At 33.2% G+C, this 25887-nt stretch carries 30 protein-coding genes; 19 read left to right on the forward strand and 11 right to left on the reverse strand.

The window, feature by feature from the left end; genetic code table 11:
• The 4 genes from pnuC to G7051_RS16365 all read left to right on the forward strand — a co-directional run bounded on the left by pnuC (position 1) and on the right by G7051_RS16365 (position 3434).
• Positions 1-606 carry a nicotinamide riboside transporter PnuC gene (gene pnuC / locus G7051_RS16350; RefSeq protein ID WP_166201973.1) on the forward strand — a complete coding sequence of 202 codons (606 nt, stop codon included), beginning with the start codon at positions 1-3 and terminating at the stop codon, positions 604-606.
• On the forward strand, positions 603-1247 hold the full coding sequence (locus G7051_RS16355; RefSeq protein WP_166201975.1) for a thiamine diphosphokinase: 645 nt from the start codon (positions 603-605) through the stop codon (positions 1245-1247). The genes pnuC and G7051_RS16355 overlap by 4 nt, the downstream gene beginning before the upstream one ends.
• Positions 1248-1404: 157 nt before the next feature.
• A complete protein-coding gene (locus G7051_RS16360; protein WP_221412948.1) occupies positions 1405-2055 on the forward strand; it encodes a DedA family protein in 651 nt (216 codons plus the stop codon).
• A 59-nt stretch (positions 2056-2114) separates the two neighbouring features.
• On the forward strand, positions 2115-3434 hold the full coding sequence (locus tag G7051_RS16365) for an NAD(P)/FAD-dependent oxidoreductase (RefSeq protein ID WP_166117212.1): 1320 nt from the start codon (positions 2115-2117) through the stop codon (positions 3432-3434).
• A gap of 53 nt (positions 3435-3487) precedes the next feature.
• On the opposite strand, the gene G7051_RS16370 is transcribed toward G7051_RS16365, so the two are convergent.
• Genes G7051_RS16370 through G7051_RS16405 form a run of 8 tightly spaced genes read right to left on the reverse strand, consistent with a single transcriptional unit; the run spans position 3488 to position 11521 of the window.
• Complete coding sequence (locus tag G7051_RS16370) at positions 3488-4300, reverse strand: glycosyltransferase family 2 protein (RefSeq protein WP_166201980.1); 813 nt, start codon at positions 4298-4300, stop codon at positions 3488-3490.
• Complete coding sequence (locus G7051_RS16375; protein ID WP_166201982.1) at positions 4297-5145, reverse strand: beta-1,6-N-acetylglucosaminyltransferase; 849 nt, start codon at positions 5143-5145, stop codon at positions 4297-4299. The genes G7051_RS16370 and G7051_RS16375 overlap by 4 nt, the downstream gene beginning before the upstream one ends.
• Positions 5146-5156: 11 nt before the next feature.
• Entirely contained in the window at positions 5157-6206 is a 1050-nt protein-coding gene (locus G7051_RS16380) for a glycosyltransferase family 1 protein (RefSeq protein WP_166201984.1), read from the reverse strand.
• A 7-nt stretch (positions 6207-6213) separates the two neighbouring features.
• Positions 6214-7053 (reverse strand): glycosyltransferase family 2 protein, encoded by an 840-nt coding sequence (locus G7051_RS16385; RefSeq protein ID WP_166201986.1) that lies wholly within the window; start codon positions 7051-7053, stop codon positions 6214-6216.
• 17 nt (positions 7054-7070) lie between these two features.
• Positions 7071-8126 (reverse strand): glycosyltransferase family 4 protein, encoded by a 1056-nt coding sequence (locus tag G7051_RS16390; RefSeq protein WP_255493268.1) that lies wholly within the window; start codon positions 8124-8126, stop codon positions 7071-7073.
• Positions 8089-9375 (reverse strand): hypothetical protein, encoded by a 1287-nt coding sequence (locus G7051_RS16395; protein ID WP_166201988.1) that lies wholly within the window; start codon positions 9373-9375, stop codon positions 8089-8091. Before G7051_RS16395 ends, G7051_RS16390 begins: the two co-directional genes overlap by 38 nt.
• 6 nt (positions 9376-9381) lie before the next feature.
• Positions 9382-10443 (reverse strand): glycosyltransferase family 2 protein, encoded by a 1062-nt coding sequence (locus G7051_RS16400; RefSeq protein ID WP_166201990.1) that lies wholly within the window; start codon positions 10441-10443, stop codon positions 9382-9384.
• 7 nt (positions 10444-10450) lie between these two features.
• Positions 10451-11521 (reverse strand): glycosyltransferase, encoded by a 1071-nt coding sequence (locus G7051_RS16405; RefSeq protein WP_166201992.1) that lies wholly within the window; start codon positions 11519-11521, stop codon positions 10451-10453.
• 193 nt (positions 11522-11714) lie between these two features.
• On the opposite strand from G7051_RS16405, the gene G7051_RS16410 reads away from it, so the two are divergent.
• From G7051_RS16410 to G7051_RS16435, 6 genes are all read left to right on the forward strand, one after another.
• Positions 11715-13085: a sugar transferase gene (locus tag G7051_RS16410; protein WP_166201994.1), complete on the forward strand. Its 1371-nt coding sequence runs from the start codon at positions 11715-11717 to the stop codon at positions 13083-13085.
• An 89-nt stretch (positions 13086-13174) separates the two neighbouring features.
• Positions 13175-13705: a nitroreductase family protein gene (locus G7051_RS16415; protein WP_166201996.1), complete on the forward strand. Its 531-nt coding sequence runs from the start codon at positions 13175-13177 to the stop codon at positions 13703-13705.
• 36 nt (positions 13706-13741) lie between these two features.
• On the forward strand, positions 13742-14065 hold the full coding sequence (locus tag G7051_RS16420) for a hypothetical protein (RefSeq protein ID WP_166117233.1): 324 nt from the start codon (positions 13742-13744) through the stop codon (positions 14063-14065).
• Between the two features lie 7 nt (positions 14066-14072).
• On the forward strand, positions 14073-14837 hold the full coding sequence (locus G7051_RS16425; RefSeq protein ID WP_166201998.1) for a Rossmann-like and DUF2520 domain-containing protein: 765 nt from the start codon (positions 14073-14075) through the stop codon (positions 14835-14837).
• A 5-nt stretch (positions 14838-14842) separates the two neighbouring features.
• The gene (locus tag G7051_RS16430; protein WP_166202000.1) at positions 14843-15364 is read left to right on the forward strand and encodes an HAD family hydrolase; all 522 of its coding nucleotides are present in this window, start codon (positions 14843-14845) and stop codon (positions 15362-15364) included.
• Positions 15365-15368: 4 nt separating this feature from the next.
• Positions 15369-16115 (forward strand): GH25 family lysozyme, encoded by a 747-nt coding sequence (locus tag G7051_RS16435; RefSeq protein ID WP_166117239.1) that lies wholly within the window; start codon positions 15369-15371, stop codon positions 16113-16115.
• Here G7051_RS16435 and G7051_RS16440 read toward each other — a convergent pair.
• From G7051_RS16440 to G7051_RS16450, 3 genes are read right to left on the reverse strand one after another with little or no spacing between them, the layout of a single operon-like run.
• On the reverse strand, positions 16112-16522 hold the full coding sequence (locus G7051_RS16440; protein ID WP_166202002.1) for a DUF2752 domain-containing protein: 411 nt from the start codon (positions 16520-16522) through the stop codon (positions 16112-16114). The genes G7051_RS16435 and G7051_RS16440 overlap by 4 nt on opposite strands.
• A gap of 59 nt (positions 16523-16581) precedes the next feature.
• Positions 16582-16959: a CD225/dispanin family protein gene (locus tag G7051_RS16445; RefSeq protein ID WP_166117243.1), complete on the reverse strand. Its 378-nt coding sequence runs from the start codon at positions 16957-16959 to the stop codon at positions 16582-16584.
• Between the two features lie 23 nt (positions 16960-16982).
• A complete protein-coding gene (locus G7051_RS16450) occupies positions 16983-18149 on the reverse strand; it encodes an AIR synthase-related protein (protein ID WP_166202004.1) in 1167 nt (388 codons plus the stop codon).
• Between the two features lie 126 nt (positions 18150-18275).
• Between G7051_RS16450 and G7051_RS16455 the strand changes: the two genes are divergently transcribed.
• The 9 genes from G7051_RS16455 (at position 18276) to G7051_RS16495 (ending at position 25745) form a co-directional block, all read left to right on the forward strand.
• Positions 18276-19235 (forward strand): NAD(P)-dependent oxidoreductase, encoded by a 960-nt coding sequence (locus tag G7051_RS16455; protein ID WP_166202006.1) that lies wholly within the window; start codon positions 18276-18278, stop codon positions 19233-19235.
• 160 nt (positions 19236-19395) lie between these two features.
• On the forward strand, positions 19396-20322 hold the full coding sequence (nusB, locus tag G7051_RS16460) for a transcription antitermination factor NusB (RefSeq protein WP_166202008.1): 927 nt from the start codon (positions 19396-19398) through the stop codon (positions 20320-20322).
• A gap of 184 nt (positions 20323-20506) precedes the next feature.
• A complete protein-coding gene (gene yajC / locus G7051_RS16465) occupies positions 20507-20824 on the forward strand; it encodes a preprotein translocase subunit YajC (RefSeq protein ID WP_166202010.1) in 318 nt (105 codons plus the stop codon).
• A gap of 47 nt (positions 20825-20871) precedes the next feature.
• Positions 20872-21867, forward strand: a complete 996-nt coding sequence (locus tag G7051_RS16470) for a YbbR-like domain-containing protein (RefSeq protein ID WP_166202013.1) — start codon at positions 20872-20874, stop codon at positions 21865-21867.
• Positions 21864-22442: a dephospho-CoA kinase gene (coaE, locus tag G7051_RS16475; RefSeq protein ID WP_166117255.1), complete on the forward strand. Its 579-nt coding sequence runs from the start codon at positions 21864-21866 to the stop codon at positions 22440-22442. Before G7051_RS16470 ends, coaE begins: the two co-directional genes overlap by 4 nt.
• Positions 22439-23080, forward strand: coding sequence for a carbonic anhydrase (locus G7051_RS16480; RefSeq protein ID WP_166202015.1), 642 nt, complete (start codon positions 22439-22441; stop codon positions 23078-23080). Before coaE ends, G7051_RS16480 begins: the two co-directional genes overlap by 4 nt.
• Positions 23081-23181: 101 nt before the next feature.
• Positions 23182-24045 (forward strand): metal ABC transporter solute-binding protein, Zn/Mn family, encoded by an 864-nt coding sequence (locus tag G7051_RS16485; RefSeq protein ID WP_166202017.1) that lies wholly within the window; start codon positions 23182-23184, stop codon positions 24043-24045.
• The gene (locus tag G7051_RS16490; protein WP_166117261.1) at positions 24038-24835 is read left to right on the forward strand and encodes a metal ABC transporter ATP-binding protein; all 798 of its coding nucleotides are present in this window, start codon (positions 24038-24040) and stop codon (positions 24833-24835) included. The genes G7051_RS16485 and G7051_RS16490 overlap by 8 nt, the downstream gene beginning before the upstream one ends.
• Before the next feature lie 49 nt (positions 24836-24884).
• Positions 24885-25745: a M48 family metallopeptidase gene (locus G7051_RS16495; protein ID WP_166202019.1), complete on the forward strand. Its 861-nt coding sequence runs from the start codon at positions 24885-24887 to the stop codon at positions 25743-25745.
• The last annotated feature ends 142 nt before the right edge of the window (positions 25746-25887 follow it).

Below are 25887 nucleotides of genomic sequence, written 5' to 3' on the forward strand. Positions count from 1 at the left end.
ATGGAAATAATAGTAAATTTTATTAAAATAAACTGGGTAGAGATTGTAGGAGCCATTTTTGGGCTCCTATATCTCTATTATGAATATAAAGCAGATCTCAAAATGTGGCCGGCAGGTATTATTATGTCTTCATTCTACACCTTCGTATTTATACATGCAACCTTTTATGCTTTTGCTTGCATAAATATATACTATATACTAGCAGGAGTATATGGTTGGATAAAGTGGCATAAAGCCATTAATACTAACTCGGAAGAAAATACTGATATCGGCTTATGCCATGCCCCTACCCGACTGTTTTTACCTCTCAGTATAGCATCTATTGTGATCTTTGGTATAATTGTATTTATTTTGCAACGATATACTGATAGCCAAGTTGTATATGGAGACAGTTTTGTCACTACAATCAGCATTGTAGCTATGTGGATGCTGGCACAGAAATATATTGAACAATGGTTATTACTCATTGTTATTAACATCGTATCTGTTTTTTTATACTTATATCAAGACCTATATCCGACATCTATTATGTATCTTATATACAGCATAGTATCTGTATTCGGATATATAAAATGGAGAAAAATGGTAACCCAAATAAATAAATGAAGATATTTAAATACCCTACCGTAGAAACCAAAACAGAAGCTGTAATACTAGCTAATGGAGAGTTTCCAACTCATGAAATAGCTCTGTCTATCTTAAACAATAATAACTATATAGTATGCTGTGATGGAGCCATAAATAGCCTATCTCATACACAAATTAAACCACAAGCCATTGTAGGCGATTGTGATTCATTATCCGATGAAAATAAACTAAAATACCAAGACCTTATTATTCAGATAAAAGAACAAGAAACTAATGATCTGACAAAATCAGTACAATATTGCATCGAACAAGGTAAAAAGAATTTAATAATTCTCGGAGGTACAGGTAAAAGAGAAGATCATTCTATCGCAAATATTGGTTTATTGACCGATTATATAGAATATATTGATGACATATGTATGATCACAAACCATGGTGTATTTAATGCCATTAATACTCCCTGTGTTTTTGAAGCATATCCGGGACAACAGATTTCATTATTCAGCATTTCACCTTGTGAAGTAACAACTGATAAATTAAAATATCCGATACAAAACAGGATCTTTACTAATTGGTGGCAAGCCACACTAAATGAGGCAGAATCGGACACATTTACAATAGACACCACTGGTCGTTTGATTGTATTCAGATCTTTCTAATATAGCTATTCACGACAATATAAGCCACTTTGATTATTCATAAAGCATAATATAACTGTATTTTAGCCTTCAATACTATTTTATTAACGATAAAAAAGCAATACCTTTGTTCCACATTAATATTGATGTTGTTTATACTACTTAATCAATGGAATTTATACACTTTATTATCGATTTTATCCTTCACATCGACAGACACTTATTAGAACTAGTTGAAAATTATGGCGTATGGGTATATGCTATTCTTTTTTTAATCATCTTTTGTGAGACGGGATTAGTAGTAACCCCCTTTTTACCAGGAGATTCTCTTCTTTTTGTAGCCGGAGCATTAGCAGCATCTAATGTTACGGGTGATTTTAACATTATCATATTAAATATCATACTCATTACTGCCGCTATATTAGGGGATGGAGTAAATTATACGATAGGTCGTTTCTTTGGGGAAAAACTCTTTAGCAATCCCGATTCTAAAATATTTAAGCAAAGCTATCTGGAAAAAACCCACCAATTTTACGAAAAGCATGGAGGCAAAACTATAATCCTGGCACGCTTTGTACCAATTGTACGTACGTTCGCTCCATTTGTAGCAGGAATGGGACATATGGGCTATAAACATTTTGCAGCCTTTAATGTTATAGGAGGTGTTATATGGGTTGTGTTATTTACTCTTTTAGGTTATTTCGTAGGTACTATCGAATGGGTGCAGCAAAATCTTAAATTGCTAATGGTAGCTATCATATTTTTATCTATTGTACCCGCTATTGTTGAACTAATAAGAGAAAGAGCCAAAAGTAAGAAAGAAGCTTAATAAGCATTAATATGACTCATTTATTATAAATAGTATATACTCACTTAACTATAAAATAAATGGAAGCAATAGCCAATATACCGGACTGTAAATCAAAGAAAAGAATTGTAATAATTGGAGGTGGCTTTGCAGGATTAGAAATCGCTCGCAAAGTAGACTCGGCTTATTATCAGGTAGTTTTAATTGATAAAGTAAGCTATTATCAATTTCAACCACTTCTTTATCAGGTAGCAACAGGAGGTTTGGAACCTAGTTCTATATCTTATCCGCATAGAAAAACATTCCAAAAAAAGAAAGACTTTCATTTTAGAACCTGCCTAGCTAAACAAGTTCTTCCCGATGAAAAGATACTCGAAACAAGTATCGGTTCTATTACGTATGATTACTTGATAATAGCTACGGGTTGTGATACTAATTATTTTGGAAATGACAGCCTGAAAGATTCGACCTATGCAATGAAATCTATTTCCGAATCGTTACTTGCCAGAAATAGAATTTTATTTAGCTTCGAGAAAGCTTTAAGTGCCAGAACAGATGAAAAAGTGCGTGAATTACTGACTTTTGTTATAGTTGGAGGTGGAGCCACGGGAGTTGAACTATCGGGAGCTTTGGCTGATATGAAAAAAACAATATTACCTAAAGATTATCCGGAGCTTGACTTTAACAAGATGGAAATTCACTTGGTAGACGCATCCCCCCGTCTGTTATTCGCAATGTCAGAAGAAGCATCGGCTAAAGCAGAAGAAACACTACGAAAAAGAGGTGTCATCATACATCAAAATATATCTGTAAAAGATTACAACAAGCCTTATGTAGAATTATCGAATGGCGAAACCCTGCGTACTCATAATGTATTTTGGGTAGGTGGAGTAAAACCCAATAGTCTGCTTGGGCTTAAAGAAGAATCCTATAACAGAGGACGTATTCTTGTAGACCAATACAATGCAGTTATCGGACATGATAGCATATATTCAATTGGAGATACATGCTTATTAATCTCTAACCATTCTCCTAAAGGACATCCACAAGTAGCTCAGGTAGCTATGCAAATGGCCACTAACTTGGCTAATAATTTGAACCAAGAAGCTAAAGGTTATACTAAAAAGGAGAAATTCGAATATAAAGACAAAGGCTCTTTGGCTACAATCGGAAGAAATGCTGCTGTAGCTGATATATGGAAGCTTCATTTTGGAGGAACTGTCGCATGGTGGTTATGGTTATGGGTACACATTCTTTCCATTGTAGGTATCAAAAATAAAGTTTCAGTATTTATTGACTGGGTATGGAGTTATATAACTTACGATGTATCACTCCGACTTTTTATTCGCCCAAAGAATGATCGAATGTATGAAGAAATAGACGAAAGAGAGAAAAGATAGGATTCAGACCTTATTTGTTCATCTAAGTAATAAAATAATAAAAGAGATCTAAATTAGATCTCTTTTATTATTATGTCTGATTGTTTCTTTATTTTATTTTCTCTCATTCGTTCCCATATAGAATGAGGGATCAAACGTCTCATATACTGCCTTATATAAGCACTTCTAATATACTTCTTGAAATAAGGAGAATCTTTAGGAGCACCATATTCTATCTGCATCTCTACAAATTCTTTTGCATGCTTAACCTCACTATTCATGCTTATACCAACCGAAGCATCATAGGAGCACACAATTACTGACACATGTTTTAACTGGTAACCCTCTCTGTTGAGACGTAAAAAAAATTCAGTATCAGCAGCTATCTTGTATTTCAGATTAAACTTATTCTTTTTAGCAATATCTGCTCTGGCAAAAGCTGCCTGATGCGAGAATGGCATAAAATGGTCTCTATCACACTCATACCCTTGTCTGATATAAGAAAATGATTTCAAACGATATTCAGCATCACCATATACTGCTGCATATTTAGAATAATCGTCCTCAGGTATATCAAAAATCTCTGAGACAGAAGAAGTCGAATAAAAGAAGTCTCCGGCATTCATAAAATTAATCCAATTGCCGGTAGATTTATCAATACCTTTATTCATGGCATCGTAAATTCCCTTATCAGGCTCACTAATAAATATTGATATACGATCTTCGTACTTTCGGATCACATCTATTGTACCATCCGAAGAACCCCCATCAATAACAATATATTCGAGATTACTATATGTTTGAGATAATACACTCTTTATAGTTTCTTCAATGATAGACACTGCATTATATACAACGGTTACAACCGACACTTTATCTTGGCTCATTGTTTTGCATTTAGTTGATCAAGTTTATCCATCAATTGAGTATCAATATTTATATCTAATTTACGGGCAAACCATGCATTAGAAGAGGCTATTTTGGGAAAATCATCAGACACTAATATCTTTGGACTTTTACCTTTATCACCCCAATCAAAAAATCTGTAAATTTCATTAACCATATCCTTATTCAAAGGCGAATTTAATAATACTGATTGAATATATAATTCATCCGAACATCCTGCATGCTTAAAGAAATCTATTACTTTCGGATTCTTTTCTGTATAATCAAGTAAATATTTTACAGCCTCTATTGATAAGGTAAACCAGCACGAGCCATAATATGCATCATTAAATGGATACTTACGTTTAAACCCTAGTTTTTGAAGAATTTTCTTTATAATGCGATTATTTCGAATATCTCTTTCCGGGAGAAAGAACCAATATTCAAAACGTTTTTTCATTAAATTAGACCAGTTATCACTTCCCAGTTTAAAATAATCGATATAACTTTTACCTTGATTGCTATGCAAAAAATCGACAATTTCAGACATGGGGACAATCGGATAATCTAACCCACTAATAAATAAAATATGAGAATATGGAATTTTTGTATTTACAATCTCTGCAAACGAATTGAGAATTTGTTGTAATTGAGAAAAACGCCCCCAAACGACCTCTACCCTATTATTTAGAAAATGTACATTTTCTATATTCTTTTTAAATAATTCTATATCAGCTTTTGCATCTATATTTATATAAATATCTATATTCTTATGCATTAAGCGAGATACTAATCGGGCTAATTGATCGGGATTAGTATGTGCATGAATTAGTAACGCTATTTTCATACTAAAGTAGATTATGAATATTGTTTTACTAAGTCTAAAACTTGTCGGGTCGATTTAATCCAAGAATATTTTTTCACCTGCTCCCTACCCTTTTCGCTCAATTTATTTCGTAACTCAGTATCACGAATCAACAAATCCATTTTAAGGCTCATATCTGCAATATCTAAAGGATTTGCATACATAGCAGCTTCTCCGTTGACTTCTCTCAATGCAGGTATGTCAGATGCAATCACAGGGCATCCATATGACATAGATTCTAATGGTGGAATACCAAAACCTTCATATAAGGATGGATATACAGAAAAAAGAGCATTTTTATACATTGTTTGGAGAGAATCATCATCCAAATAGCCTGTAAGAATAACATTTTCGCTATTAAGTTTCTTCATATCAGGTGTATTAAACGCCTTAAACTGCATTCCTATGATATATAATTTTACAGACTTATCCTCTATATTATTAAAAGCTTCTACAAGACGAATAAAATTCTTTCGGGGATCCATTGATGAAACAGATAGAATATACTTTTCATCAGAATTATCTCTTATAAGATCATTCTCTGTTGTATGATAAGAAGGTATACTACAATTTATTACATGAATTTTTTCTGATGGAAGACTTAATGTTTCTATAATTTCTTTCTTCGAAAATTCACTCACAGTAATAATAGCATGAGCTTTTTTACCTATCCGAGGCATCATATACCCATAAAATCGGCAATAATTCTTAGAAAACCATTCCGGATGCCTTTCATGCGAAACATCATGTATGGTAATTATCTGATTCAAATAATTCAAAGGTCCACAACCAGAGAAACTTAACAACAAAGGGTTTCCTTGCTGTTTCAGATATTTAGGTAAGCTAATTTGCTCCCAAAGATGACCATTGAATGCCCCACATTGAACAGTTTTAAAATTGATTTTGTAGTCCGGATTTATTTCTTTGGGTACAGCAACGTAAAAATCAACACCAAATTCAGAGAGTTGATTGCATATCTCAAAAGCATACCGATGAACTCCTGTTGGTTTTTGGGTTAAAAACCGACCATTTACTACAAACATATTTTCTCTATTGGGTAATATTTCTATAATATTTTTTTTGAAACCAGCTTTTCTTTATAAAAAGCTTACTGAGTCTAATCCAAAAATACATCTTAAACCTCTGCCATCCTTTATTAGAGACCATCTCCTCTTTAAAGAAGTCATAGTTAGCAACTATATTAAAATAACGCTTTTTTTGAGACATTCCGCCTTTTAAAAATTCGATATGATGGGTAACCATTTTAGATTTAGGAAATACATAGAAACGCTTTTGAGTTGAATCATCTACATAAGGATATTTGGCAACATAACTAGGTACATGTACCGGCATATTTTCCGTAATCCATCTAAATCCAACACCAGCATCTCTTAAATAATTTGCAATATAAGATTCCGGATAATCCTCAAAATCAAATAAATTAGGATTGTTACGAATAAAATTCGATTTTATAACTGCAAAATCTACAGCTAGAGCATAGTCTTTATCATACCAATCGGCACTGGCCCATACAATATTAGATGCCTCTTCCATGAATTCGATATATTCTTTTATGGTACGATCCCCATATATCCAGGTATCTGCCTCTAATATAACCGTATAATCACAATCTGAAGGAATACATTTTTGCCCTTCCATCAGTAATTGTGAGTTACCCTTTTTATGACCTGCATTATGCTCTAAAGCAACAAAGTTATCTATAACCCGTACTGAATCTGCATCAATACGATATCCATCGGGATACCCATTGCTTACAACAATAATATGATAATCAAACTCTGTCCATGTTTGTTTAATTATCTGAAGATTATATTTAAGATCCTCGATACGGTCATATACACGAATTAAAACTGCAACTCTTCTCTTCATTTAAATACTACAATTACCTAAACTTCCTTTTTATGAAGTAACTCTTTTATAACCCTGTCCATTTTTTCCACGGCAATATCCCAAGAAAACTGTTGGATGAAATGATTTCCTCTTTCAGCCAAGAATATACGATTGTCATTATTAGTTATTAAACTCATTATTTTATCTACCAATTGACTTGAATCTTTTGGACTATATAATAGTGATGTATCATTATCTTTAGCATATTCAGCATGCCCTTGTATATCTGTTAATATAGTTGCACAACCGCAAAACATAGCCTCCATAGGAGTCAGTGCCATACCTTCGGTCAGAGAATTTGAAATAAATATAGCATTTCTGTTATAAATTAAGCTCAAATCCTTAGGATCACGATAAAAAGTAATCCAGTCCGGTAAATTTTCAGGAGCCGGGCATATACCAAATAATTCAACTTTTAATTCAGAACACTTCTCTTTTACTTTAGACAAAGCTTCAAGTCCATAAGTTGAACCTTTAATCTCTTGTATAGAGTATAACATACAAACGGTTAAAGAGTTTCGATCTTTTATTGGATTCAATATTCGATACTTCTCTTTATCAATAGCATTGGGAATCAAAACTGTAGGATTAAGGGTATACTTTGTAACAATATCTTTCAGATAAGAAGCTACTACAATATTTGTAACCCCTTCCATATCATATGATGAATGAAGTTCGTCCTCATGCCCTATCCAATTTTCATACCCTTGTATAAAATTAATTTTCCGACCTTTTTTTTCTGTTAATGAACCCATTTCTAACGCAGTAGTCCACCAGGTAGCTATTACAATATCCGAGTCTTTGACATTTTTATCATTGATTGAGTTAGTATAGCACATCGAAATATTGGACCTAAAGTCAAACCATCGACTTGTCCTAAATCCCTCTATATAAGATAATATAAAACGTGCAATATATGGTAGGCGATACTCCATATACTTCGTTTTCAGAGGGTAAGTAATGTGTACATCATAACCAAGATCTGATAACCTGTTTGCATATTCATACATAACCCTAAACCCTCCTGTGGGGCGTCGAGCCTTGAACGGCATAACGAAGTTTAGTCGAATTGAATTTTCCAAGTCTGTATAATTGTGGTGTATAAATATAATATCGATAATGAAGGAAATAGAATATGAATAAATACATAAACAGATTTAAATCCGAAAGACCTTTATAATTCAATGCTAGATTATAAGCATACATTATAAGTAATGTAAATGTAAAAGCTCTATCATTAGTAAATGACAATTTAATAAGCATAAATTGATAGAAGAAATAGGCTAATGTGCCCGGTAGTCCAACATAAAATAGCAGACGTGTATATCCAACATCACTACCCCAGAATTCCATATTACCCCATCCATATAGCCATTGATCAAAGGTATAAGGTAATTGAAACATCTCCTCTAAACCATCCGATGAATTAGTCCTAAACTGACCGGTTTTGTTATAATTAATAAAAGCTTCAAATGCCCAATCTGCAAACTCCGGAAAGTATAGGTATGCGAGCGTATGACCTATTGAAGCAAATAAAGCTGCAATAGCTAAGAATTTAAAAAACTGTCCTTTTCTAACATCTTTTTTATTACTTGTAAAAAGGAGTATAATAGCGAGAATGATACTTGCAAAAAGACCTATAGCTGTTGTTCTTGCCGATAGGAGACCAACATACAAGATAAAACAATACACCCCACCTAATACAATAATAGAGATTACATTTAATTTAGTCTTTAAAATAATGTATACTAAAGCTATAAGAGCGAATCCACAAGATACACCTGCACCAAAGAATGCTACCCCATACCCCAACAAACGAGCGCCTTCGGTTTCTTGTCTTTTGGCTAAAACTGTAACATCCATCATTTGCAAAGAATTACAAAAATCCCGAATAGCTGCATTTTCGTGCATGGCAATAGAAATAACACACTGCGCAAATATAGCTCCTACTATATAGTACAAAAACAAAGTAAATGTTCCTTTCGGATGAACCACAAAGAAAAAGGTAACAATCAAATAGGAGCCAAATACCCATGCAAACTGACTCTTTGTATAATCAACTAAATATGGATCTTTAAATGGTGTAAGATACATTGTAATGAAACAACATAATACAAACGGAATATAGGATAGAATAATCGTTACAACCTCATCAAAAGGTCTTCCATTATAAAGGTATAAACCGACTCCCAATGCTCCGGATGTAAAAAGGAAGGAATACCCAAAAAAAGATATTGCCTGGGGATAGAGTGTATAAAAAAGGAAAATAAATAATATCGTTATTAACAATATCTTCTTCATAAATTTTTATCTAAATGCCAGTTTATACCAAAACGATTTTTTATACTCCATCTTGAATAAACACTTAATATATAATATTAGTATGTCATTTTTACTATAATATTCTTTATTATAGAGTGGAGAGTCAAAACATTTACTCAATACCTTTAAGCCTAATCTCGAATTTGCACAAAGACGAATCCAATGTAAAGATAAGATTCTAGATAAATATTGAGGAGAGCTAAATTGTTCTGCACTATTTCTATCTAATAGACCTATCATAAACGTCTCACATTTATAAAGATAATCAAATGAAGACTCTGAAGGAATACACTCAGCAACAGAAGCATATACATCTAAGTCTTCAGCACTAGAAGCTAAACCTAACTTCTCACAGTGAATTTTAAAGACTTCTTTCTTATTTTCAATTTGTTTCTTTTCATTCAATGTCGAAACCTGATATTCATGAACTCTATAGTATAAAAGAGGCTCATCAATATTTGCTAATTTCGTACAATAAAGAGCCTTAGACCAAAGTGCATAATCTTCTACATGCAAATATTTTTCTTCGAACCTTAATCCCAACTCAGAGAATAGTGTTTTCCGAATCATTACAGCAGGATGACAAATACCCGATCTAAACAATAGATAAGCTTGTAACTCTTCATATGTTTTAGGATTTTTATAGAGATTATGCTTTGATTTACCTGTTCTAAATGTGTAAAACATGGTACTAACAACATCATAGTCGGCATTTTGCTCTAAGAAAGATACTTGTTTCTCTATTCTTGTCGGAAAAGAGATATCATCTGCATCCATACGGGCAATATACTTCCCATTACACAACTCAATTCCTTTGTTTAATGTCTTTATCAGTTTTAAATTAGTCTCATTATTATAAATCTTTATACGACTATCTTTATTAGCTAATTCTTGTAACTTATTACTTGTATTATCTGATGAACAGTCATTTATAATAATAATCTCTAGATTTATATACGTCTGTTCTATAATGGATGAAACAGACTCAACCACATAACTCTCGACATTATAACAAGGTATTAAAACTGAGACTAGAGGATTTGACATATATTTATTAACGATTTCCTTTATTATATATTGCTTTAAATATAGAAGTGTACCCTTCTACCATTTTATTTATTGTAAAATTCCTCAAATAAGATTTTCTGGCATAAGTTTTTATTTGAGAATTTACTGAATCTTGCAAAACATAGTCGATTTTAGAAACAAAAGACTCAATATTATTTTCTACAGCAAACCCATTATTTCCATCTAAAACTTCACCAATGCCCCCTACATTAGATGCAACTATTGGAATACCAAATGATAAAGCTTCCAAAAGCGATATCGGTAAACCCTCATAATTCGAAGGTAAAATAAAAACATCAGCATACTTTAAATAGATATATGCAGAATGAGTCTCTCCCAAACAAAATACATTAGAAGGTAAATCAGTCAAAACGTCCTTATTACCAATCCAAACAAACGCATAATTAGGTTTAGCTTTTGCTATATCTACGAATAAATCAAATTTCTTTTGAGGAGAAATTCTTGATATACACATTACTATATGATTATAATGACGTTTAATCTCTTTTATTTTTTCTTTTAAATCTTCATTTTCTAAAGATTGTTGATCATCAGATGTATGATCGACCACACCATTATAGACAAGCTCTACATTTTTAGAAATTCCTTCTTCACGTAAACAGTCGACATCATACTTACTAACTCCAACTATTCGAGCCGCCCTATTTTTTAACACTTTCTCAACAATTAAAAACTTCCGAAAAGCTTTCCTTATTGAATCGAAACCATGAACTGTATAGACTATAGTCTTCGGATTAAACACAATACGCCCAATAGCTCCCATTTTAGAGGAATGTAAATGAACGACATCTGGTTTATATTTAAGTCTTAATTTAAACAATTTAAAAACCAAAAATAAATCCTTGTAAGATACCTCTTTACGGTGTTCACAGAGTTTAATCAAATGAACCTTCTTTTCCAAATGTTTCCAAGCTTCGCCATTTCCTCCATATAGAATAAAAACTTCGTCGCTATCGCTTAAACCTTGAATTAGATTTGCCACAACAGACTGAGCTCCACCAAATTCTGAAACTGTTATAACTTGAAAAATTTTCATTCTTTTTACCGACTAAAGTCTTTAGTTAAAAGACAAAGATATTGCTTTTTAAACAAAAAACACTTAATAGATTACATCTTTCCTTTTCTTCTTCATTTTAATTATATTTCGAATATATCATTTTTCAGTAATATCTTTCTAAATTTGTATTTTAAAACAAAGTTTAGGATTTAACAATTTTAGGTAATTATACATGGAAAGATTATTTACGAGAAAAGGATTTAGTATGTTTATTCTATTGGTTGATCTCGTTATTATTTATCTGTCAACCTATCTGGCATATCTGTATTTTGCGGATAGCCTAGCCGCTTATAATGACAATCTATACTCCATAATATCTATGGCACCATACATCGGCCTATTCTATCTTATTATAGGGCATGTATTTGAACTTGATAAACCTAAAGAGTTTACTTTATTTGGAGTAGCTTATTCGGTCACCGTAGCAATTTTATGCTTATTTCTATTAACAATGGCAATGAGCTTCCTTACCAGACGATTAGCCTATCCCCGAAGTATATTAATTGTTAGCTCCATAGTTCAAGTCGTTCTATTAACACTATGGCATTTATACATTAACAAGAAATACCTAAAAGATAATGTTTTAAAAACGGTTTTAGTTATTGGGTATGACAAGGCTCGTCATTTAGCAGAAAAACTATTGCATTCTAAAGGGATGTGGTCTAATGTTAAACATATCTGCAAACCGGAATCTCCTAATCTCGAAAAATACATGGCAAACTGCGATCTTATTTTCATTTCTGATGATGTTGATGAAAGTATGAAGCAAGAGATGGCAGAAGACTGTGTCAAAAAAAGTAAGCAGTTCTTTTATGAACCTAAGTTTCAAGAGATATTTTTATTTAATGCCAATTTTGTACAAATTGGAGACACTCCTGTATTAAAGGTTAGACCTTTTGATATTAATATAGAACACGATTTTGCCAAACGCACATTAGATATATTATTGTGCTCTATCGCTTTTATCGTAGCCTTTATTCCGGGTGTCATTGTTGCACTATGCCTTAAAATAGGTGGTGGCTCGGTGTTTTATAAGCAAGAGCGGATAACAAGAGGTAATAAACCTTTCTACATTTACAAATTCAGAACAATGATTGAGAACGCAGAAGCTGCCTCAGGACCAACATTAGCTCAAGAATCGGATAATAGGATCACCAAACTAGGATACTTCTTAAGAGCAACCCGCCTTGATGAAATTCCGCAAATACTCAATATACTAAAAGGCGATATGAGTATTGTAGGCCCACGTCCCGAACGTCCTTTTTTCGTAGATCAATATTGCATTGATATTCCTGAATATAATTTGCGTCACCGGGTAAAAGCCGGATTAACCGGATTGGCTCAAGTACAAGGTAAATATAATACCTCTGTAAAAGATAAACTCAAATACGACTTATTATATATCAACGGATATTCATTTGCATTAGATATTAAACTTATAATGCAAACACTAACCGTATTATTGAAGAAAAGCAGTACTGAAGGTATCCGAGAATCGGAAAATAAAGAAGAACTTATTAATAAATTAATTGATAAAGAATAAGTATATCTATCTTTTTTATTTATGAGATTCTATCATTGTTATACTTACCAAAGCAACAAAAAGGTCTGAGACCTGAATATATATTTGTAATGAATAATTTTTCTGAACTAATCACTCAAAGACGTAGTATACGCAAATTTACCTCCGAACCTCTTAAGGCAGAAGAAGTAGAGCTAATTTTAAAGGCCGGACTAAAATCTCCAACATCTAAAAACGCAAAGCCATGGCACTTTATAGCCATTGAAGATAAAGAGTTATTGGATGAACTTGCACTTTGCAAAAAAATGGGAAGTAAACCCATTGAAAACTGCTCTTTAGCTATAGTAGTTGCTGTTGATCCCTTTACCAGTAGCGTGTGGGTTGAAGATGGCTCTATAGCTTCTATTATGATGCAACTCCAAGCGGAAGATTTAGGCTTAGGAAGTTGTTGGATACAAATCAGAGAACGGTATACAGCTTCTGATACTTCGTCAGAAGAATATGTGAAAGATTTATTAGATATCCCCATGCAACTGCAAGTTTTATCAATCATAGTATTTGGACATAAGGATCAGGAAAAGCCATCCCACGATGATGAAAAACTGGAATGGGAAAAAGTGCATATAGGAAAATTCAAGTAAACAGAATACAGCAACAATAAATTAACGAATCTCAATATGGCTAAAAACTCAGGTAACAGATTCCCATATGGTCTTTTAATCCTTATAATAGGTATAATATACCTACTTAGTAAAACGGGAATATTGGCACATATACCCTATGCTGATAAATTAATGAATATTGGTACTTTCTTCCTGATTGCCGGTATTATTTTTCTATTCACAAAGGCTGAGAAAACAATGGGAATTGTATTCACTGCCATTGGAGTAATCATGAATTTTGATTTCTTCTTTGGATGGATTCACAATTTTTCTTCATTAATAATACCTGTTATACTAATTGCTGTAGGGCTTTTTATGGTTATCACCTCTAAAAAATAAATTTTAGATGAATGTTGTATTTATAGGCGCCGGACGTTTAGCAACTCATTTAGCAATTGAGTTATCGAAACACTCGTTCAATATTCTCCAAATATATAGTCGAACAGCTAATTCGGCAATGGAATTGGCTCAAAAAGTCAATGCAAAATCAACCTCTGATATAAAAGAGGTGATAAGAGATGCTGATATTTATATATTTTCGATTAAAGATTCTGCTCTACCCAATATCTTAGCTGAAATCCCTTCTAATAAAGGTTTATGGATACACACCGCAGGTAGTATACCTTTAGATATTTTCAAAGAATATAATAACCGATATGGCGTATTATACCCTTTTCAAACATTTAGTAAAGATCGTAATTTAGACTTCAGTGTAATTCCCTTATTTTTGGAAGCAAATAACGAGAATGATTTGAAAATCTTGTTTAACATCGCAGAGCAAATTTCTAGTAAAGTATATTCTTTATCTTCCGAAAAACGTCAATATCTTCATCTTACAGGTGTATTTGCATGTAATTTTGTAAATCACATGTATTCAGTCTCTCATAGTATCTTAGAAAAAGAAGGCATTCCTTTTGAAACTGTACTACCTTTGATAGATGAAACAGCAGCAAAAACACACAGCCTTAGCCCCAAAGAAGCTCAAACGGGTCCTGCAATACGTTATGATGAGAATGTTATAAACAAGCATCTTGAATTGATCAAAGATGCCGATTTACAGGAAATATATTCCTTAATCAGTAAAAATATATACAAAACAAATAAGTCTTAATAAATATGAGTTCTATAAACTACGATCTGAATAAAATAAAAGCATTTATTTTCGATGTTGATGGAGTGTTATCTCCGGATAGCATACCTATGTCTCCCGAAGGAGAGCCAATGCGCATGGTAAATATTAAGGATGGTTACGCCCTTAATCTAGCTTGTAAATCGGGTTACGGCTTAGCAATTATTACCGGTGGTGACACAGAGGCTGTAAGGTTGCGTTTTTCCAGATTAGGTATTGAACATATATATATGAAATCATCCATAAAAATCAATGATTTCAATAATTATTTATCCAAAACAGGTTATAAACCGGAAGAAATTATTTATGTGGGAGACGATCTGCCGGATTACCATGTAATGAAAGAAGTTGGCCTCCCGGTTGCTCCCGCAGATGCTGCACCTGAAATCAGAGGTATTGCGAAATATATATCGCATAAAAAAGGTGGTGAAGGAGTTGCCCGTGATGTTATAGAGCAGGTTATGAAAACACATGGTACTTGGATGAATGATAAAGCATTCGGTTGGTAAATGAATGAGTAGAAAAATCATTATATATTCTTCTGTTGCCCTAGCTATAATTCTCATCAGTTTTATGGGTATAAGATATGCTTATAATCTCGGATATATAAGACTAAATTATCCCTCACCAGACCTATATCCCGTACATGGTATTGATGTTTCACATCATCAACTAAAAATAGATTGGGATAAATTAGATAAAAATAAAGTGCAGTTTGCTTTTATAAAAGCGACAGAAGGTGGTGACTTTAAAGACACACAATTCGAGAAAAATTGGGCACAGGCAAAACAGCTAAATATCCCCAGAGCGGCTTATCACTTTTTCACTTTTTGCAGAGATGGCAAAGAACAGGCTTATAATTTTATAGAGTCAGTACCTAAAGACAGTACTAACTTACCTCCTATCATCGACTTAGAATTTGCCGGTAATTGCAGTCCTCAGAACTACAGAGAAAATATCATCCACGAAATAGCACTTTATATACAAACTATTGAAGATTACTATGGAAAAAAGGTTCTCATATATACTACTGAGGAGTTTTACCTGAAATATCTGATAAAACACTTTGAGAGCAATCCGATATGGATTAGAGATATACAAACCACGCCCCAATTAGATAATAATAGAAAATGGTTGTTTTGGCAATATGCCGACAAAGGTCGACTTGAGGGAATAGAAACCTTAGTTGATTTAAACGTATTCCACGGAACAAAAGAAGAATTTGATAAACTACTCCGTAGTTCTTCTATTGCAGATTAAAGAGGTGGCGATAGCAATAGGAAAGGCGAATAAGGTATATTACGCAATATAAAGAAAGACACAGCCATGATTAAAACTATCCACCCAAATTTACCAGAAAACAAAAAACTATTTAAGTACAATTGTTTTTTAAGGCCATATACTTCAACAAGAATAATGTAAAGATAAATAAAGAATGGTGTAAAAACCACAAAAAGAGCATTATATCTCAAAGCTGTAATAAATTCACCATGCAATAGATAATGTAAAGCCCGCTGACCTCCACACCCAGGACATTGTAATCCTGTTACCTGATGGAAAGTACATTGCATACTCCATCCACTATCAGCTTCATTATAGAAATAATATAGACCAATAATGATAATCGGAAAGATTATAGATAAGAATATAACAATCAGTTTTCTCATGAGGAAAAATAAAAAAGGGTAATATAACGATACTACCCTTCTGTATAATTTAGTCAATCTTATTGATTAGATATTTGCTCTATTATTTGTTGATATTGCTCCAAATATCCATCTGCACCTAAAGATGCAAATTGTACAATCATCCAGACCAAATTCAATGCGAATAAGCCGATTGATATGAAAGCCAATATTTTAGTATTTTTAGCTGATGATTCGGCTCCAAGATAGTCGCCATAATTATATTTGGTATCAACCTGATTCGAAAATATAATTGCAACAATACCAAGTATAAGACCAATGCAACAAGGGCTGCATATACCTACAATTGTTCCAACTATAGCCAAAGGCAGATTATTGTTCGGTTTAGGAGGTCTGTTTTCATCCAAAGGTGCGTTGAAATTAAAGTTTGGATTTTGTGTGAATGATTTATTTTCCATATAAAATTAATGATGTTAGTTTTTCAATATATAAATTTTCCAAATTCACTTTCAATCACAAGCTCTGTTTTTGAAGACTCTTCTACCCTACCGACTATCTGAGCATCAATATTAAACGACTTGGAAATATTAATTATTGTTTGTGCATATTCCGGAGAAACATATACTTCCATTCTATGCCCCATATTAAAGACTTTATACATCTCCTGCCAACTTGTACCGGACTGCTCATGTATAAGCTTAAATAGTGGTGGCACCGGAAACATATTATCTTTTATTATTTTTACCTTATCAACAAAATGCAAAACTTTAGTTTGAGCACCTCCTGAGCAATGCACCATACCATGAATTTGAGGGCGTAATTGTTCTAGGATATGCTTAATGACAGGTGCATAAGTACGTGTAGGTGAAAGAACTAATTTTCCTGCATCTAGGGAAACATCAGAAATAGTATCAGTCAACTTTTTACCACCCGAATAAGCTAAATCCGAAGGAATAGAAGCGTCATAACTTTCAGGATATTTCTGGGCCAAATAATTAGCAAATACATCATGACGTGCCGATGTTAAACCATTACTACCCATTCCTCCATTATATTCAGTTTCGTAAGTAGCTTGTCCTGAAGAAGACAGCCCAACAATCACATCTCCTGCTTGAATTTTATCATTAGATATAACATCAGAACGCTTCATTCGGCAAGTAACTGTACTATCAACTATTATAGTGCGTACCAAGTCCCCCACATCAGCAGTTTCTCCACCTGTAGGATAAATATTCACTCCTAAATCTGATAATTCGATACACAGATCGTTTGTTGCATTAATTATCGCAGAGATAACCTCTCCCGGAATAAGCATCTTATTACGTCCGATAGTTGACGATAATAAGATATTATCAGTAGCTCCGACACAAAGTAAATCATCAATATTCATAATCAAGGCATCTTGTGCTATACCTCTCCATACCGATAAATCACCAGTTTCTTTCCAATATACATATGCCAGAGACGACTTAGTTCCTGCTCCGTCAGCATGCATTATATTACAATACTCCGGATCTCCCCCCAATATATCAGGAATTATTTTACAGAAGGCTTGGGGATATAATCCTTTATCTATGTTTTTTATTGCATTATGGACATCTTCTTTGGATGCAGATACACCTCTTTGATTATATCTTTGGTCGCTCATGGATATTATAATGTAACGTTTATCTAATCTTGTTAATACTTTTTTGCAAATGTAGCAAAAAAACAGCTTTATAATATACTTATATAGGTATATTTGTACTTAGGGATTGACTCAATAATGGTAATTATGCTAAAACAAAAAATCGCAATCACGGGAGCAGCCGGCAATTTGGGCAACCTATTAGCTTATGGTTTACAAAAGAAAGACGTAGAATTAAATCTTTTAATTCACAATAAAAAAATATCAGATGATCTCTCTTCTCAACAGAATGTATCCATCTTCAAAACGGATCTTGCTGATGAAGGTAGTTTATTCGATGCTTTAAAAGATGTAGATACAATCGTTCATTTTGCAGGTGTATTATTCAAGGCCAATCCCGAAAAATTTCTTTCAGAAACCAATACCCGGTATTTCAACAATCTATTAAATGTTGCAGTAAAGCAACAAGTTAAAAAAGTTATTCTTATTAGCTTTCCCCATGTCGAAGGCGAAACCTTTCCTCATAAGCCTGCAGACGGTACTTTGGATGGTAATCCCATATCTGCACATGCCCAAACCAGACTCGAAGAAGAAAAACTACTGTTTAAATACGCAGAGCAATATAAATTCACACCCGTATCATTAAGAGTCGGGATGGTATACGGAAAGAATATATTGATGATTGATGCAGCTCAGTGGTTTGCCCGTCATTACTTGCTAGGCGTATGGAAACAACCTACCTATATTCACCTTATATCCAAAGATGATTTTGTTAATGCTACAATAGCTGCTGCAATAAAGCCCAACATTCACGGTATATATCATATTGGAGACGAAGGCATTCAAACATTACAGCAATTTCTAGATGATATAACGACCTACAAAGGAAACCACAAGCCTTGGCGTATGCCTCTATGGATGATTATGTTTGCAGCACGCTCATTCGAACTCTATTCCTCTTTATCAGGAAAGATAAGTCCACTCACTCGTGACTTTATAAAGATCGGTCGAATATCGTATTACGGCAATACTGAGCGAATGAGAAAAGAACTACTCCCTACACTTAAATATAAAACATATAAGGAAGGGATAACTTTGTTTGAGTAGGTAATATCAATAACAAATGCTTCGTATTGCAATAAAAAAGATTCATCAAAACAAATCTTTTAGTGATTGCACAACTCTAACATTAAATAAAAAAACACCTACCTAGAGAGATATTACAAGATGAATTACTATCTTTGCACCTCAAATTTACTTATTGAAAATGATCAATCGCGTTCTTATTCGTATTCGGGTTATACAAGTATTGTACTCTACCTATATTAATGAAAGTGGAGACCTAAAAAAAGCAGAAACCGAACTCATGTTCAGTCTTCAAAAGTCATACGACTTGTACTATTATCTATTGGCTCTTCTCATTGAAATTACCGACACTCATACCAGACGTCTCGAAGCTCGTAAAGGTAAACTATTACCAACTGACGAAGATATTAATCCAAATACCAAATTGTCAGATAATCTATTTATCAAACAATTAAAAGATAATACACAATATAATAAATATATTGCAGACAGGCCTCAATCGTGGGAAGATCACGAAAACTACGTCAGAAGTTTGCTCGAAAAGATTTTAAACTCTGATATTTATACCGAATATCTGGAAAACGAAGTTTCTGACTTTGATACAGATCGTGAATTTTGGAGAAAGGTTTTCAAAACATTTATATATTGTGATGAAGAACTCGATGATATCTTGGAAGATGATAGCCTTTTCTGGAATGATGATATTGAAATCGTACAATCATTCGTGATTAAAACAATAAAAAAACTAGACACTGAAAAAGGTCCGAATCAAGCATTACTTCCTATGTTTAAAGATGAAGAAGATCGCCAATTTGCCATTAAACTTCTAAGAGAAACGATGTTTAATGTAAAAATGGCTCGCGAACTGATCAATAAATATGCAAAAAACTGGGAATCTGAACGAATTGCTTTTATGGATATGATTATCATGCAAACAGCAGTATCTGAACTTTTAGCCTTTCCGTCTGTTCCTATCAATGTTACAATGAATGAATATATAAATATCGCTAAATCATATAGTACACATAAAAGTTCTTCTTTTATAAATGGTATCTTAGATTCAGTAGTAACAGAACTAAAGAGCGAAAATAAATTATTAAAAAAATAAAATCTAGGCATTGGCAAGTGCAGGATATTCTCTTTTCACTTTTATATTTTATAAAAAAAAGTATCTTTGTAAAAGAGAGGTTTCAGTATTAGATATCCGAATGATAATATATCTATACTGTATACACTTATCCCAACATTAAATAGGTCTAAAACCTTAATAAAAATAAAAAACGATAAATTTTATGAATTCATTAGTAGTATTCTTACAAGCGGCAGAAGGGCCGGCCGGAGGAGCATGGGGTACAATCGCTATGTTTGGTCTTATTATTTTGGTATTCTATTTCTTTATGATACGTCCACAACAAAAGAAACAAAAAGCCGTACAAGAAGCTCGCCAAGCAATGAAAGTTGGTGATAAAGTTATTACTGCCGGAGGAGTACATGGTAGAATCAAAGAAATAGGCGAAACTTATTTTATTGTTGAAATTGCGGAAAGCGTAAAAATCAAAATAGATAAAGCTTCGGTATTTGCAGTTTCAGAAGAAGCTCCTAAAGCTTAAAACTGAGTAATATCAATTTATATTGACGAAATAAAGATGCATAAGCAATGAGCAATGCTGCAAATAAAATATGGCAAGAAGTCAGATTTTTTTTAAGAAAAATATCTTGGAAAAAAATTCTGACTTTTTCTTTTTTTGTCATTATAGCTGCATTCCTTTGGTTTATGCAGATTTATAACCAATATTTCGAAACATCTATTACTGTTCCGATCAAATACGTATCGGTACCCGATAGTATCATTTTTCAGGATTCTTTACCTTCACAGATCAGTTTGAGGATAAAAGATAATGGATTTAGTATGTTTAAATACTATTTCAAAAAAAGAGATACTTTACGATTAGATGTTTCTGCTATTATCAATAGCAGTTCCAGCAAAGTTTTGCAAGGTAGTACATTTGATATGTATGTTCGTAAAGCATTACCGACTTCTACCCAAATACTCAATTACGATCCTGTACGCATATCGTTTAATTATGCAATCCTTGAATATAAAAAAGTACCTCTTATTTTTGATGGGCAGATAAATCTATCTCCCGGATACTTTCTAAACAGTGATATCAAAATTATTCCGGATAGTGTGATGGCTTATGCAGCAAAGCCCGATTTGGATAAACTGATGTTTGCTTACACTGTAAATGATACTATAAGCGGACTTAATTCAGATAAAAGGATTTCATTCAAACTTGCTTCAGTAAAAGGTATACGATTTGTGCCCGAAGTAGTAAGTATAGATGTTCCAGTAGAAGCATATACTCAGAAAAATGTAGAAATAGCAGTAGAATGTCTAAATCTTCCGGAAAATTTGAATGTGAAATTTTTTCCTTCTAAAGTAAAACTTTCATTTTTCGTAGGAGTTTCGGAAGTTGACTCTATAAAAATTAAAGATTTTTCTGTTGCAATTGATTATGATGGAATAAAAGAGTCTAAGCAAGTTTCTGTTCCTGTGCGTATTACTTCCAGTCCTAGTTATGTGAGAAACCTAACCATTTCTCCACCAAACGTTGAATTTATTTTTGAATATAAAAATACAAAAGTTCAATGATTAGGCTAGGCATAACAGGAGGCATAGGCAGTGGTAAATCAACTGTTACTAATATCATTAAGCTATTAGATATACCCGTCTATATAGCCGATATCGAGAGTAAAAAACTGACAGAATCATCGCCTGTTATTAGAGAAAAACTAACCAAAGCCTTTGGTAATAACTTATATAACGGCGATAAACTAAATAAACAATTATTAGCTTCATATATTTTCAATGATAAACACAAGCTCGCAATAGCTAATTCAATTATTCATCCTGAAGTTGATAAGCACTTTTGCGAATGGCTAAAAAAATACCAACATCATCATATAGTTGCTCTTGAAGCTGCTATTCTTTATGAATCGGGTATGGAAAGATTAACTGATAAGGTTATAATAGTATACACCCCATTAGAAGACCGTATACAACGCACCATGCTACGAGATAATACCACCAGAGAAAAGGTTCTGGAAAGAATAAATAGCCAATTATCAGATGATGAAAAACTAAAACGTGCGGATTACGTTGTATACAACGATGAAACAAAATCGCTGATACAACAATCTATAAAAATAATTGAAAATATAAAATGATAGAAGATAATTTATATAACGATATATTTGAAGCCAACAAACGTTGGGTGGAAGATAAACTAAAAGATGATCCGGAATTTTTCCACCATCTGGCAGAGGAACAACATCCTGATTTTTTATACATCGGATGCTCCGACAGCAGAGTGCATGCCAATGAAATTATGGGATTGAGACCCGGGCAAGTTTTTGTTCATCGAAATATAGCCAATATGGTTATAAACACTGATCTGAATGTATTATCTGTGATAAATTATGGTGTACAAAACCTGAATGTTAAGTATATTATAGTTTGTGGACATTACAATTGTGGAGGAATAAAAGCTGCCATGGATTTTAAAGACTCCGGTTTGATAAGCCCTTGGTTAAGAAGTATCCGTGATGTATATAGGCTACACGAAAAAGAGCTTAGCTTAATAAAAGATCCTGAAGAAAGATATCGCCGATTTGTTGAAATAAACATTTATGAACAATGCATCAATGTTATTAAAATCAGAGAGGTTAGAGAATCATTTAAGAATACAGGTTATCCACGTGTTGTAGGATGGGTATATGACCTTAATGAGGGTATTTTAAGAGACTTGGAAATTGACTTAAATAAAGAATTTGATCGAATACACAATTTATTTCGCCTCGGTTAACCTTAAAGGCCTAGAGCGTTTTATTGCTGTATAAATAAAATAAAAAGAAATAATTAGAACCATAAAATATGGTTCTAATTATTTCACATCACAGATTTGACATGAAATATATAATTTATACACTCAGCTTATTACTTGTTACCCTATTAGGGTGCAAACCTCCACATACTAATACAGAGAATGCATTATCTGTATCTATTGAACCTCAAAAATACTTTTTAGAGGCAATTGTTGGAAATAAGTATACAGTAAATACAGCTATACCATCCGGATCTAATCCCGAATCTTATGATCCATCCCCCTCTCAAATGGTAAATATTGGAAAAAGTAAGATGTTTTTTAAAGTTGGCAATCTAGGATTCGAGAATACATGGCTTAATAATATAAGTATTAATAATCCTGATTTACAAATAGTAGATTGTTCTGTCGGAATGCCTATAATTATGGATGATCATGGACATGCCGGGCATAGTCATGAAGGCAGTGATCCTCATATATGGAGCTCACCCTCAACAGCCCTTATAATCTCAAAAAATATGTATAATTCGATCGTTGGTTTAGACCCTAAACATACCGATTATTATCTGGAGAGGTACAAGGATCTTGAAAAAGTAATACTTACGACAGACAGTACAATTCAATCCTATTTATCGGAAGCACCTAGTAAATCTTTCATAATTTTTCATCCCGCATTAAGTTACTTTGCTGATCAATATGGTTTAAATCAGTATAGTATCGAGGTTGATGGCAAAACACCTACACCTCAGCAAATGTCTAATCTCATTCAAGAGGCAAAAAAAGACAATGTAAAAGTAATATTTGTACAAGAGGAGTATGATCAAAAGAATGCCGAACCTATAGCTAAAGAATTAGGAGCTGAAATTGTATCTATTAATCCACTCTCTTATTCTTGGAATGAAGAACTGATAAAAATAGCAAAAGCTATTGCACAAAAACATGACTAACAAAATTCTAGAATTAAAAAATATAACTGTTGGATACGAATCCAATAGGCCAATACTCAATGATGTTAACCTGAATGTATATCAGAATGACTTTCTTGGAATTATTGGTCCCAATGGTGGTGGTAAAACAACTCTGTTAAAAACGATGCTTGGACTTATTAAACCAACTACCGGAGATATTGTATTTTATAAAAAAGATCAAGCTGTCAATCGCCTCAACATAGGTTATCTACCTCAAATCAATCAGATAGATAAAAAATTCCCTATTTCTGTTTTTGATGTAATTTTATCCGGTCTTACAGCCAAACGTAAATTCTTCACTTATTTTACAAATGAGCAAAAAGAGCAGGCTAAAAACGTCGCTCATAGAATGGGGTTAGAAAATCTCATTAATAGACCCATAGGAAATTTATCCGGAGGACAGCTTCAGCGAACTTTATTAGGTAGAGCTATTGTTGATAACCCTGATCTATTAATCCTTGACGAGCCAAACTCATATGTCGATAAACGATTCGAGACAAATTTCTATAAGATTTTGGAGGAAGTAAATCTAAACACAGCGATTATTATAGTTTCCCATGATGTAGGAACAGTAATTTCTTTAGTGAAAAATATAGCCTGTGTTAATGAAGGACTGCATTACCACGCAGGATCGAATGTTTCTAGTGAGTGGCTTGAACAAACATATACCTCATGCCCCATCGAAATAGTGGGTCATGGAGATTTTCCTCATCGTGTACTTGAAAAACATGATGGTTGCAAATGTTGTGATAGCAATACTCCAAATTGAACATTCTTTAGGTTACATTGTTTTGAATATATAAAATAATTGATTAGAAATGATGAAAAATATATTTCTGTATAGTATTGCGATACTATTCCTTGCATTATCAAGTTGTAGCAGTGTTCCATTAACCGGAAGAAAGCAAGTTCTATTAGTATCTGATCAAGAGGTATTAACACTTAGTTTGCAAGAATATGGTGAGTTTATGAAAACTGCACCGAAATCTACAGATAAAGCAAATACTGCACTCGTTAATAAAGTAGGAAGAAACATAGCTAACGCTGTAGAAACATATCTGAAGGCAAACGGAATGGAAAGTATGCTTTCTGAATATGCTTGGGAATTTAATCTGGTAAAAAGTCCCGAAGTTAATGCTTTTTGTATGCCGGGTGGTAAGATTGTAGTATATGAAGGAATTTTACCGATTACTAAAGACGAAACAGGATTAGCCGTAGTACTAGGACATGAGGTTGCACATGCTGTTGCAAAGCATGCAAATGAACGTATGAGCCAGCAAATGCTTCAACAATATGGTGGGGCTGCTCTAGGCGTTGCTTTGAGTGGAACATCGAGTACTGTACAAACAGTTGCAAATTCGGTTTATGGGCTTGGTGCGGAATATGGAGTTATGTTGCCTTATTCGCGTAAACAAGAGTTAGAAGCAGATAAATTGGGTTTAATCTTTATGGCAATGGCAGGATATAATCCACAAGAGGCAGAAGGATTCTGGACTAGAATGTCTAATAAATCAGGAGGAGCAAGTGTCGCCGAATTTCAAAGTACTCACCCTTCTGACGAAACCCGTATAAAGAAAATACGCGAAGCGCTTCCTGAAGCAATGAAATATTACAAAGGATCGACAGGAAATTCAACTAAAACTCAGTCTGCAAAAACTTCCGATCAATGGAAGTTCTAAGAATATAAGTAATATAATTACAAGAAAGATCTCCTGAAAAACTCAAGAGATCTTTTTTTGCTTTTATAAATTTAAGTAAAAAAATATTCAATAATATATTAATGACTCAACTATCTATAGAATACGTCTGCGAGTTTAAATA

Origin of the sequence: Dysgonomonas sp. HDW5B (assembly GCF_011299335.1) — a bacterium.
Lineage (GTDB): Bacteria > Bacteroidota > Bacteroidia > Bacteroidales > Dysgonomonadaceae > Dysgonomonas_A.

Bases quoted from the DNA above. Each gene is read 5' to 3' on its own strand.
- pnuC (WP_166201973.1), top strand. From the start codon at position 1: ATGGAAATAATAGTAAATTTTATTAAAATAAACTGGGTAGAGATTGTA.
- G7051_RS16355 (WP_166201975.1), top strand. From the start codon at position 603: ATGAAGATATTTAAATACCCTACCGTAGAAACCAAAACAGAAGCTGTA.
- G7051_RS16365 (WP_166117212.1), top strand. From the start codon at position 2,115: ATGGAAGCAATAGCCAATATACCGGACTGTAAATCAAAGAAAAGAATT.
- G7051_RS16370 (WP_166201980.1), bottom strand. From the start codon at position 4,300: ATGAGCCAAGATAAAGTGTCGGTTGTAACCGTTGTATATAATGCAGTG.
- G7051_RS16375 (WP_166201982.1), bottom strand. From the start codon at position 5,145: ATGAAAATAGCGTTACTAATTCATGCACATACTAATCCCGATCAATTA.
- G7051_RS16380 (WP_166201984.1), bottom strand. From the start codon at position 6,206: ATGTTTGTAGTAAATGGTCGGTTTTTAACCCAAAAACCAACAGGAGTT.
- G7051_RS16385 (WP_166201986.1), bottom strand. From the start codon at position 7,053: ATGAAGAGAAGAGTTGCAGTTTTAATTCGTGTATATGACCGTATCGAG.
- G7051_RS16390 (WP_255493268.1), bottom strand. From the start codon at position 8,126: ATGCCGTTCAAGGCTCGACGCCCCACAGGAGGGTTTAGGGTTATGTAT.
- G7051_RS16395 (WP_166201988.1), bottom strand. From the start codon at position 9,375: ATGAAGAAGATATTGTTAATAACGATATTATTTATTTTCCTTTTTTAT.
- G7051_RS16400 (WP_166201990.1), bottom strand. From the start codon at position 10,443: ATGTCAAATCCTCTAGTCTCAGTTTTAATACCTTGTTATAATGTCGAG.
- G7051_RS16405 (WP_166201992.1), bottom strand. From the start codon at position 11,521: ATGAAAATTTTTCAAGTTATAACAGTTTCAGAATTTGGTGGAGCTCAG.
- G7051_RS16410 (WP_166201994.1), top strand. From the start codon at position 11,715: ATGGAAAGATTATTTACGAGAAAAGGATTTAGTATGTTTATTCTATTG.
- G7051_RS16415 (WP_166201996.1), top strand. From the start codon at position 13,175: ATGAATAATTTTTCTGAACTAATCACTCAAAGACGTAGTATACGCAAA.
- G7051_RS16420 (WP_166117233.1), top strand. From the start codon at position 13,742: ATGGCTAAAAACTCAGGTAACAGATTCCCATATGGTCTTTTAATCCTT.
- G7051_RS16425 (WP_166201998.1), top strand. From the start codon at position 14,073: ATGAATGTTGTATTTATAGGCGCCGGACGTTTAGCAACTCATTTAGCA.
- G7051_RS16430 (WP_166202000.1), top strand. From the start codon at position 14,843: ATGAGTTCTATAAACTACGATCTGAATAAAATAAAAGCATTTATTTTC.
- G7051_RS16435 (WP_166117239.1), top strand. From the start codon at position 15,369: ATGAGTAGAAAAATCATTATATATTCTTCTGTTGCCCTAGCTATAATT.
- G7051_RS16440 (WP_166202002.1), bottom strand. From the start codon at position 16,522: ATGAGAAAACTGATTGTTATATTCTTATCTATAATCTTTCCGATTATC.
- G7051_RS16445 (WP_166117243.1), bottom strand. From the start codon at position 16,959: ATGGAAAATAAATCATTCACACAAAATCCAAACTTTAATTTCAACGCA.
- G7051_RS16450 (WP_166202004.1), bottom strand. From the start codon at position 18,149: ATGAGCGACCAAAGATATAATCAAAGAGGTGTATCTGCATCCAAAGAA.
- G7051_RS16455 (WP_166202006.1), top strand. From the start codon at position 18,276: ATGCTAAAACAAAAAATCGCAATCACGGGAGCAGCCGGCAATTTGGGC.
- nusB (WP_166202008.1), top strand. From the start codon at position 19,396: ATGATCAATCGCGTTCTTATTCGTATTCGGGTTATACAAGTATTGTAC.
- yajC (WP_166202010.1), top strand. From the start codon at position 20,507: ATGAATTCATTAGTAGTATTCTTACAAGCGGCAGAAGGGCCGGCCGGA.
- G7051_RS16470 (WP_166202013.1), top strand. From the start codon at position 20,872: ATGAGCAATGCTGCAAATAAAATATGGCAAGAAGTCAGATTTTTTTTA.
- coaE (WP_166117255.1), top strand. From the start codon at position 21,864: ATGATTAGGCTAGGCATAACAGGAGGCATAGGCAGTGGTAAATCAACT.
- G7051_RS16480 (WP_166202015.1), top strand. From the start codon at position 22,439: ATGATAGAAGATAATTTATATAACGATATATTTGAAGCCAACAAACGT.
- G7051_RS16485 (WP_166202017.1), top strand. From the start codon at position 23,182: ATGAAATATATAATTTATACACTCAGCTTATTACTTGTTACCCTATTA.
- G7051_RS16490 (WP_166117261.1), top strand. From the start codon at position 24,038: ATGACTAACAAAATTCTAGAATTAAAAAATATAACTGTTGGATACGAA.
- G7051_RS16495 (WP_166202019.1), top strand. From the start codon at position 24,885: ATGATGAAAAATATATTTCTGTATAGTATTGCGATACTATTCCTTGCA.